9 protein-coding genes and 1 pseudogene are annotated in these 9573 nt (G+C 58.7%); 7 read left to right on the forward strand and 3 right to left on the reverse strand.

The annotated features are described in order from the left end of the window. The first annotated feature begins 106 nt into the window (after window positions 1–106). The 4 genes from gabT to CKW37_RS23080 all read left to right on the forward strand — a co-directional run bounded on the left by gabT (window position 107) and on the right by CKW37_RS23080 (window position 4984). Complete coding sequence (gene gabT / locus CKW37_RS23065; protein ID WP_095158525.1) at window positions 107–1390, forward strand: 4-aminobutyrate--2-oxoglutarate transaminase; 1284 nt, start codon at window positions 107–109, stop codon at window positions 1388–1390. A 47-nt stretch (window positions 1391–1437) separates the two neighbouring features. After that, complete coding sequence (locus CKW37_RS23070; protein WP_095158526.1) at window positions 1438–2886, forward strand: NAD-dependent succinate-semialdehyde dehydrogenase; 1449 nt, start codon at window positions 1438–1440, stop codon at window positions 2884–2886. Between the two features lie 85 nt (window positions 2887–2971). Next, complete coding sequence (locus tag CKW37_RS23075; protein WP_095158527.1) at window positions 2972–4384, forward strand: amino acid permease; 1413 nt, start codon at window positions 2972–2974, stop codon at window positions 4382–4384. A 159-nt stretch (window positions 4385–4543) separates the two neighbouring features. After that, window positions 4544–4984 (forward strand): SRPBCC family protein, encoded by a 441-nt coding sequence (locus CKW37_RS23080; RefSeq protein WP_159985307.1) that lies wholly within the window; start codon window positions 4544–4546, stop codon window positions 4982–4984. Here the strand turns inward: CKW37_RS23080 and CKW37_RS23085 are convergent. Continuing rightward, window positions 4957–6516 carry a sensor domain-containing diguanylate cyclase gene (locus CKW37_RS23085; RefSeq protein ID WP_095158529.1) on the reverse strand — a complete coding sequence of 520 codons (1560 nt, stop codon included), beginning with the start codon at window positions 6514–6516 and terminating at the stop codon, window positions 4957–4959. The two genes, CKW37_RS23080 and CKW37_RS23085, sit on opposite strands and share 28 nt — an antisense overlap. A 421-nt stretch (window positions 6517–6937) precedes the next feature. On the opposite strand from CKW37_RS23085, the gene CKW37_RS33755 reads away from it, so the two are divergent. Together CKW37_RS33755 and CKW37_RS32600 are read left to right on the forward strand one after the other, a co-directional pair. After that, window positions 6938–7126, forward strand: coding sequence for a hypothetical protein (locus CKW37_RS33755; protein ID WP_095158530.1), 189 nt, complete (start codon window positions 6938–6940; stop codon window positions 7124–7126). Between the two features lie 125 nt (window positions 7127–7251). Then, a complete protein-coding gene (locus tag CKW37_RS32600; protein WP_143502119.1) occupies window positions 7252–7533 on the forward strand; it encodes a hypothetical protein in 282 nt (93 codons plus the stop codon). Between the two features lie 244 nt (window positions 7534–7777). Here the strand turns inward: CKW37_RS32600 and CKW37_RS23095 are convergent. Next, window positions 7778–8131: pseudogene (locus CKW37_RS23095) on the reverse strand (IS5 family transposase); the annotation flags it as partial. A 428-nt stretch (window positions 8132–8559) separates the two neighbouring features. Between CKW37_RS23095 and CKW37_RS23100 the strand changes: the two are divergent. Continuing rightward, window positions 8560–9030 carry an MbcA/ParS/Xre antitoxin family protein gene (locus CKW37_RS23100; RefSeq protein ID WP_024717488.1) on the forward strand — a complete coding sequence of 157 codons (471 nt, stop codon included), beginning with the start codon at window positions 8560–8562 and terminating at the stop codon, window positions 9028–9030. Window positions 9031–9130: 100 nt separating this feature from the next. On the opposite strand, the gene CKW37_RS23105 is transcribed toward CKW37_RS23100, so the two are convergent. Continuing rightward, on the reverse strand, window positions 9131–9436 hold the full coding sequence (locus CKW37_RS23105) for a helix-turn-helix domain-containing protein (protein ID WP_004577358.1): 306 nt from the start codon (window positions 9434–9436) through the stop codon (window positions 9131–9133). Window positions 9437–9573 lie beyond the last annotated feature (137 nt).

The raw sequence follows: 9573 nt of genomic DNA on the forward strand, positions 1-9573 counted from the left end.
CCTGTTTTGGGTGTGAATCACCCGGCTTATCCTCCTGCGCCGAGTACGTATCTGCGTCGGGGAGCGGTGAATAGCATGTGCTCACTGACACACAAAGGTGAACACCATGTCCTCTCAACAAAAACCGCCAGTCTCCGCCCGTGCACAGCATGTCTCCAATGGCATTGCCGTTGCCCACCCGATCACCGTAAGCCGCGCCGCCGGCGCCTACCTCTGGGACGACCAGGGCAAGAAGTACCTGGACTTCGTCGGCGGCATCGGTGTGCTCAACGTCGGCCACAACCATCCGCGGGTTGTCGAAGCCGTGCGCAAGCAACTGGAGACGTTCTCCCATATCTGCTTCCAGGTGGCCGCCTATGACCAATACATCGAGTTGGCTGCCCAACTGAACAAGCTGGTTGGCGGTGAAGAACACTACAAGTCGGTATTCCTGACCACGGGCGCCGAAGCGGTGGAAAACGCCATCAAGATCGCCCGGGCCCACACCAACCGTCCCGGCGTGATCGCCTTCCGCGGCGGCTTCCACGGCCGCACTCTGATGGGCATGACCCTCACGGGCATGAGCCAGCCATACCGGCAGAACTTCGGCCCGCTGGCGCCGGACATCTATCACACGCCGTACCCGAACGAGTACCGCGGCGTGACCACTGAAAAAGCCCTGGCGGCCTTGCAGGAAGTATTCGATACCCAGATTGCCGCTGACCGCGTCGCCGCGATCATCATCGAGCCGGTGCAGGGCGATGGCGGCTTCCTCGCCGCGCCTGTCGAGTTCATGCAAGCCCTGCGCAAGAAGACCGAGGAGCTGGGCATCGTGCTGATCTGCGATGAGATCCAGACTGGCTTCGGTCGCACCGGCAAGCTGTTCGGCTTCCAGCACTCGGGCATCCAGCCGGACCTCATCACCGTCGCCAAGAGCCTCGCCGGCGGGCTGCCGATTTCCGGCGTCGTCGGGCGCGCCGAAATGATGGACGCACCGCTGCCTGGCGGGCTGGGCGGCACCTATGGCGGTAACCCGCTTGGCTGCGCCGCGGCGCTGGAAGTCATCAGCATCTTCGAGTCGGAAAACCTGGTGGAGCGCAGCCGCGTGATTGGCGAGCGGCTGCTGGCTGGCTTCAAAGGATTGGAAGGCCGCTTCAACAGCATCGGTCAGGTCCGGGCAATCGGCGCCATGGCGGCGGTCGAGTTCGTCACCGATCGCGACAGCAAAGAGCCGAATGCCGCGCTGGCGCAGCGGGTTATCGATGCGGCGCGGGAGGAGGGCCTGCTGGTGATCAAGTGCGGCGTGTACCGCAACGTCGTGCGCTTCCTCTGCCCGCTGGTGATCTCCGAACAGGATGTCGCCGAGGCGCTGGTCATGTTCGAGCGGGCTCTGGTCGCTGTTAACGCCTGATCCCGCGCTCAATCTGTCTTTTCAAGTTTTTTGATGGAGTACCTTCAGTGACTACCACTGCAGATGATGTAAAGGCGTGGACGCTGGCTTCGCTCCCCGCCGGCAGCGCCGATAACCAGTCCTACCCGGTAATCAACCCGGCGACCCAACAGGCCTGCGCCAGCGTGCCGGATTGCAGCGCCGCTGATGCGAAAACACTGGCCGATGCCTCGGTCGCAGCGTTCGACACCTGGAAGCACACCAGCGCGTTCCACCGCAGTCAGTTGCTGCGCAAGTGGTTCGACCGGATCGTTTCCGGCGCCAATGAAATTGCCCAGGCGATTTCCAGCGAAATGGGCAAGCCCATCAAGGAAGCCGTGGGGGAGGTGATGTACGCCGCCGGCTTCGCCGAGTGGTATGCCGAGGAAGCCAAGCGGCTGTACGGCGAGACCTTCGCCAGCCAGCACGAGAACAAGCGCCTGTATGCGACCCGTCAGCCGGTCGGCCCGGTTTACGCGGTAACGCCGTGGAATTTCCCAGCAGCGATGATTACCCGCAAGGTCGCGCCGGCACTGGCCGCCGGTTGCACGGTGATCGTCAAGCCTGCGGAGCAATCGCCGCTCACCGCGCTGCTGCTGGAGCACTACTGGCGCGAGGTTGGTGGTCCGGAAGGCACCTTCCAGGTCATCACCTCCAATAAGCCGGCCGAGATTTCCGGCGTGTTCTTCCAGGACCGGCGTATCCGCAAACTGACCTTCACCGGCAGTACCGAGGTCGGCGTGTTGCTGTATCGCCAGTCGGCGGAAACCATGAAACGGGTATCGCTGGAACTGGGCGGGCATGCACCCTTCATTGTGTTCGCCGACGCCGATATCGAGCGCGCCGCCGAAGAGATCATGGCCTGCAAGTTCCGCAACGCAGGGCAAACCTGCGTGTGCACCAACCGCATCTATGTGCACCGGTCGATCAGCGCCCGTTTGATCGATGCGCTGGCGACCCGGATCTCGGCACTGCGGGTCGGTGATCCCGCCGATGAGGGCACCCAGATCGGTCCGCTGGTCGATGAGCAGGGGCTGAACAAGGTCCGCGAGCATGTCGAGGATGCCGTGGGGCGTGGAGCCCGTGTGGTGGTCGGCGGCCAGGCGCTGGGCGGCCTGTATTTCCAGCCGACCTTGCTGTGCGACGTGGCGCCAGGCATGCGCATTCTTGAAGAAGAGACCTTCGGGCCAGTGGCTCCGATTCTCGAGTTCGACACCACCGATGAGGTGGTGGCCGCAGCGAACGATACGCCGTATGGCCTGGCGGCCTATCTGTGGACCCGCGACCTGGATACCGCCCACCGCGTTTCCGAACGCCTGGACTACGGCATCGTCGGCATCAACGACGGTGCACCTTCGACCGCGCAAGCGCCGTTTGGCGGCGTGAAGATGAGTGGGTTGGGGCGTGAAGGCGGGGTCTGGGGGATTCAGGAATACCTGGACACCAAGTTCGTCTCCGTGGCCCTGGCGCCTCGCTGAGCCGGTGATGCTCGTGCGGGGCTGGCGCTTGCAGATCTGCCGGCCTCGCACGCCCTTAACTACAAAAACAAAAAGGTAAACGTAGATGGACGCGAGTGTAGCTGTCGCCAAGTCGCAGCATGAAAGCCATCTGAAGGCGGGACTGAAGTCCCGGCATCTGACCATGATGTCCATTGCCGGTGTGATCGGCGGCTCATTGTTCGTTGGCTCCGGGAGTGTGATTCACAGTGCAGGTCCGGCTGCCGTTCTGGCTTTCCTCACGGGTGGCATTCTCATGATGTTGATCATGCGGATGCTCGGCGAAATGGCCACGGCCTCGCCGGACACCGGTTCCTTTTCCACCTACGCCGATCGCGCGATCGGGCGCTGGGCGGGCTTCACCATCGGTTGGTTGTACTGGGGTTATTGGGTCGCGCTCATGGCCTGGGAAGCCTATGTCGCCGGCAAGATTCTCAACGGCTGGTTCCCGTCGGTCAGTGTCAACGTATTCGTGCTGGCGACCACCTTGCTGCTGATCAGTATCAACTTCTTCAACGTGAAGAACTACGGTGAGTTCGAGTTCTGGTTCGCGCTGATCAAGGTGGTTGCTATCGTGTGCTTCCTGGTGGTGTGTTGCCTGGCCGTGCTGAACATCTGGACCATCGGCGAGGTCAGCGGCATCAGCAATCTCACCGCCCATGGTTTCGTCCCCAACGGCTTCGAGCCGGTCGTGGGCGCGATGCTCGGAGTGATGTTCGCCTTCCTCGGCGCGGAAATCGCCACCATCGCCGCGTCGGAATCGAAGAACCCTTCCCAGCAGATCATCAAGACCACCAAGTCGGTGGTGTGGCGTGTCGGGCTGTTCTATGTCGGTTCGATTTTCCTGATCGTCTGCCTGGTGCCGTGGAACGACCCGATGCTCGGTCAATCCGGCTACGGCTCCTACCGTCGCACCCTGGAACTGCTGGGCGTTCCGGGCGCCGAGTGGCTGATGAACTTCGTCGTGCTCACCTCGGTCAGCAGTTGCCTGATCTCGGCGCATTACACCGCTTCGCGGATGCTGTTCTCGCTGGCCAGCCGTGGCGATGCGCCGGCGTTCTTCAAGCTGACCAAAGCCGGCACCGGTGTGCCGATGTACGCGATCATCGGCTCCTGCCTGGTGGCGGTGGTGATGGCGCTGATCAACTTCAGTGACGAACTGCGCCCACGGGATGTGTTGGATACGCTGATGAACATGACCGGCACCATCGCGCTGCTGGTTTACTTGGTCATCGCCTGTTCGCAACTGAAGATGCGCCGCAAGCTGGAAGCGAGCGGCAAGGACATTCCGCTGAAGATGTGGCTGTTCCCGTGGCTGACCTGGGCGGTGATCGTGTTTATCGTGACCTGCCTGAGTGCCATGTGCTTCATGCCTGACTACCAGGTGCTGGTGATTTCCACTGGCGGGGCGGGGCTGTGCCTGGCGCTGCTCGGGATGGTGCATCAGGCGCGCTGTTCCAAGCGCGCCCGTCACCGCTGATCAGACCGCGGCCGGCCCAGTGAGGGCCGGCTGCGGTGCGTTGTGTTTATCCCAAAGTAGCGGTTCGCGGCTGAGGTTTGCGCCATTGGGAGAATGGGGGCAGGGCGCCGGGCCTGTAACACTGGCGCTGGCCAAACAACCCAAAAGGAGCGAACGACCATGGCAACGAGTTCCCTGCACGCACAACGTCAGATCACCCTGAGTGCTACGCCGGATGAGGTCTGGCAGCGCATCGGCGACTTCAACGGCCTGCACCTCTGGCACCCGGCGGTCAGCGCCAGCCAGTTGCTCGCCGGCAGCAACAACCAGGCGGGCGCCGAACGGCTGCTGACCCTGGGCAACGGCGCGACCATTCACGAGCGGCTGCTGGAACACTCGGATAGCCAGCGGCTGTATCGCTACGGCATCATCGAATCACCGTTGCCAGCGCGGGATTACCAATCGCTGCTGCGCGTCGAGCCGGCAGCCGACGGCCAGGCGCTGGTGACCTGGCAGGCGGAGTTCGTGGCGGACGGCGCGTCTGATGATGAGGCCTTGGCGGTTGTTGAAGGCATCTACGCTGACGGCCTCGATCAGTTGCGGCAGTTGTTTGCTTCCTGACTCAGCGTTGTTGTCGCGCTGATCAGGGGAGGGCAGGCAACCACCAGACGGTTGCGCCCACCTTCCTTGGCCGCATACAGCGCCCGGTCGGCGGCATCGATCAGGGCCTGCTGCGGTTCCAGGGCGGGCCCCGACGCGCAGGCCAGGCCGATGCTCACGGTAACGTGGCCGAAGGGGCTTTCTGCATGAAGGATATCCAGTCGGTTCAGCGCCTCCAGCACCAGCTTCGCGACCACTGTCGCGCCTTCGGCATCGGTGTTGGGCAAGATGATCGCCATTTCCTCGCCACCGTAGCGCGCCACCAGATCCGGCGGCCGGCGGATGCAACCGGCCAGGGCGCTGGCCACCTCGCGCAGGCAGGCATCGCCGGCCGGATGGCCGTAGCGGTCGTTGTAGCGCTTGAAGAAATCGATATCTAGCATGAGCAGCGCCAGTGGCGTTGCATCCCGTTGCGCGCGGCGGATTTCCATGGACAGGGTCTGGTCGAAACAGCGTCGGTTGGCGAGGCCGGTCAGAGCGTCGTCCATGGCCAGGCGTTCGAGTTGCTTGTTGCTGTCGAGCAACTGCTGTTGTGCCACCCGCAAGTCGCCTTCCACCGTGATCCGCCGGCGGATATCACGGATCAGCAACCAGCCGATGACACCAACGACGGCCAGCAGACCGGACACCACCAACAACGACAGCATCGCCTCGAGACGCCAGGCTGCCAAGGCTTCGTTCTTGCCGAGGGCGACCGTGGTCACCAGCGGCAGGCGATCGCTTTTGCGAAACGCATAAAGCCGCTCGACGCCGTCCAGGCTGGACGTGAACGAGGCGGTGCCCACGGTCTTGTCGACCAGGTACTTGGCGTAGATCGGCGAGTTGGAAAAGTTGCGGCCCATGTCCTGTTCGCGGAACGGGTAACGCACCAGCAGGGTTCCGTCGGTATTGGTCAGGCCGATCGCGCCATCCTGGCCGAGGTCGAGGGTGCCGAACAGACGCAGGAAGTTCTCGATGCCCAGGGTGACCGCCACGACGCCGGCGAAGCTGCCGTCCGCGTCGTTGAAGCGGCGGCTGATAGTGATCACCCACTCCTGGTTGGATCGGCTGCGGATCGGCGGGCCGATGAAGGGCTCGCGGGACGGGTCGTCGCGGTGATGGACGAAATAGGCGCGGTCGCTGCTGTTGGCGCCGACTGGCGTCGGCCGGTTGGACGCCATCAGCCAGTGACCCTGCCGGTCATACACGGTGATGCCGCTCAACTGCGGCATCAATGGTTGCTGGCGCGCGACCAACTGCTTCAACCGGGCGATCTGCGCAGGGCCGCTGCCCTCGGTTTCCAGGCGCTCGACCAGACCGAGCAAGAGTAGCGAGCTTTGCCGCACAATCCCTTCGGAATAGGTCACCAGCGCCTGGGTCAGGTTCAAACCGTGGACATCGATTTCTTCCAGCGCGCGTTCGCGTGAGGCCATGACCTTCCACAGCGTCAACGAAGCCAGCGAACAACCGATAAGCAAAAGCAGAAGGACAACGAGGTGGATGTCACGCTTCACGTCAGTACCTGATGGAGAGTCCGGATTCCCGTGCTGGCGGTGGCGGGCGACCGCAGCGAAAGGCACATTCCTGGCCTGGCGCAAGAATACAGGCTGATCCGACGCAGCAGTAGAGGCAAAGAGGAGGGCGCGGCGCTCTGGAACAGGGCCGTCAGGTGCCCAGGTACTTGTGATAGGTCAAGAAAACATCTTCTCGCTGATAGCCGAGGGACTCATAGTGTGGCTGCGTCGTTCAATTACTTGAGCGAACATTCGATGATTTGCATGAGCGGTTCTTTGTTAATTCGTGATGCTCGAACTAATAACTACACTAAATGAGTATTTAGTGTAGTTATTCCTAAAAGTTATCAATGGCGTAGGAGGGTAATGATTAACTCTCATAATCCGCCATTATTGAGTCTGCAATGAGTTACTTTCCGAGTTGGATGCGTCTCGGGAAAATAATTTCTCATCTAGAGCATTGCTTCGCAATGTGATTGTGCATGAGGAACTTCATCATCGATGGTGGCAGCGAGGAATAATTGATCATCATCCTAATGGGACTTTTAAAGAGGAGAGATTTTATGAGAAAATTCGCCGGCATGAACAAATGAGAGGTTGGAAAAGTTGATCGACTCGAATGAAGTAAAGTATCCCTGCCCCAGTTGCGGCTGCCCAGATCAGATGCGTATTTCCCAGTCCGGATTCTCTGGTGACTTGCGATGGAGTGAATCGGTAAACTGTATGCAGTGCGGGTTGACAACCGAGGCCGATGGATTAGGTTTTCCATCAGAAGAAATAAGAGAGAAAATGTTATCTGTGAATGGTCGATGGAAAGTTTTTTTAGATGAGGTTAAATCTTCTTCAGCTGCTAGCAGGGTTATTATGAAGTTGCTGGCGGCTCAGCCAAAAAAGGCTTTGGAAATTTTACGTAATTCCGTTGATGGGGTATATGTTGGAACAAGAGTTGAGGCTTTATGGCTTGCGGAGAAGTTTAAAGAGGTTGGGGAGAGTCCTAGGGTTTTTCATGTGGTGTGATATTTTTAAGTACTAAGCTTTAGGTTGCGAGGGCTTTTTGTGGGGGCGTTCTTCGTCTTGCGCTTTTGTATGTTTGGTTTGAGGCCTCAAATGGACAAGGCCTGGCGACTTACAATAAAAATGCGAAACCGTTCTGGTGGTATAAGAACGCTGAAGGCGTTATTGCCTCAGTTTCGGATGTGTCCATCAATTTCGCAAAACTCCTCTTGGTCATACGTCGATGTCAATAAATCAGGCTCGTCAGGCCCGCTTTTTTCCCGGCGCCAGGAGAGGCTCGGGTTGCGCGTACTGCGGTTGAATCGATCATCCAGGTTTGCAAATCGATCAAGCCTTGCTCATTCAATTTCAGGTGCCAGCGCTTGAGCATCTGATCGAATGTCCCCTGGTTTCGCCAGCCCCGAAACCGTTGATAGACCGTTGACCACGGGGCGAAGCGTTCCGGCATATCTCGCCACGCAGCACCCGAGCAAAGCACCCAGAGCACGCCATCGAGCATCAGGCGGTCGCTCAGACGAGGGCGCCCCCGGCCACGGGTTTCGGTGAAGAGATCAGCAACGACAGTCCAGCCCTCATCCGAGAGTTCGTAACGCTTTGCCATCACAGGATTTCTTTCCGTAGATGGCTGGGAACTCTACAAAATTTCAGCTTCCGAGGGACGCCGATTGGGTTTCTCGGGATTTCGTACAGAGCCTAGGAACAAGGAGTTGGCTTCAAATCTCTCCACTCACGGCCCTGGCAGCCACGTACGTAGGTTCGCATAATGTATATTATGTTAAACGACAGGTCATGTCATAGATGCTCATGATGTCACCTCGCGAATGCGGAAATTCGAGACTTTCCTTGCGAAACTCGCACGCACCCACGCCTAATTCGTAGAAATCTAGAACAGCCTCGCCCTAAAATTCTCAATTTTGAAATTTCCTCGCCCTAGGGGCTGCTTTCAGCCCTTATGTCTTGCACGTTGAATCCATCTAGAATTGACTAGACCTAGTCTTCATCCGTCACCCAACGTCACAAGTGAACCCTATGGATTCTCATGATGCGCAAATGCCTGCGTCAGGCCACCAGGTCCGAAAACCAACCGAGTATCTGACTCAAGCCAGAATCGATGAGCTAAGCCAGTTCAGCATTTTCTTGCTGGCGAAAGAAGGTTTCACGCTCCAAGACGTCCGTGCCATGGTCTCGACCTCCAAGCTCTATGCATCGTCGAAGGTCATCGAACGGATCGTTGGCAAGCCGAGGCATAAAAAAATCGGCAAGAATGATGATGGAGCCTTTCGCCTCAATGCTTTCCAAAGTGCTGTAGCTTTTCAGTTCGCCAGGGTTCTCGAGCACGCAACGACGGTTTTTGGCAGTCTGCAGCTTGCCGAAGAATGGCTTCAAAAACCCTGCAGGCACTTGGCAGATCTGATTCCTCTCACTCTGGTAGATAACCCAGTTGGATTTAGAGTAATCGAAGACTACTTGGGACGAGTCGAGTTTGGGATCTACCAGTAGGCCTTTCTATGCTTTTGTTGGTGCTAGAGAAGTGTTGTGGAAGCATCGTGTCGACGGTGCCCTCCCTCTACCCTTCCCCACTTGCTCACTTAGCGGCGCTTTAGCTTCGTTTGGATAGGTGTTCAAGAGAGGTTACCTCGGCCAGTTCATCCCTGATCGTCTGAAAAAGACGTTCAACGTCTTGATGGTCGTCTCTACCGATGTAGGTAGCGACGAGGATCGTGAGGGGATGCACCTTAAGGGCTCCAGCGAGTTGATTGATTTTCTCCAGCGTAGGGCTTTTCAGGCCTCGTTCCAGCGAGCTGAGATACGTACGGCTGCTCACTGTAGAAAAATCCTCTTGCGTGAGGTTTTTACTGGCTCGAACCTTTTTGAGCGCCTGGCCGAAGGCGATGTTGAGTTCCAATTTTCCGTTCCGTAACCGTCCGGCCAACTCACCTTCCTGACCCCGACGCCAAAGGCGATGGTGTCCACCTAATTTAAGTGGACACCATTTCTAGCCTTTTAAGCGGGTCTTTCCATGCAGTCACAACGCCGTTCCTA

The organism is Pseudomonas sp. Irchel 3E13 (genome assembly GCF_900187455.1).
Classification (GTDB): domain Bacteria; phylum Pseudomonadota; class Gammaproteobacteria; order Pseudomonadales; family Pseudomonadaceae; genus Aquipseudomonas.

What these genes read in the sequence shown, in the direction of transcription:
- CKW37_RS23100 (WP_024717488.1), top strand. Translation starts at nt 8,560, where the DNA reads ATGGATTCTCATGATGCGCAAATGCCTGCGTCAGGCCACCAGGTCCGA.
- CKW37_RS23080 (WP_159985307.1), top strand. Translation starts at nt 4,544, where the DNA reads ATGGCAACGAGTTCCCTGCACGCACAACGTCAGATCACCCTGAGTGCT.
- gabT (WP_095158525.1), top strand. Translation starts at nt 107, where the DNA reads ATGTCCTCTCAACAAAAACCGCCAGTCTCCGCCCGTGCACAGCATGTC.
- CKW37_RS23075 (WP_095158527.1), top strand. Translation starts at nt 2,972, where the DNA reads ATGGACGCGAGTGTAGCTGTCGCCAAGTCGCAGCATGAAAGCCATCTG.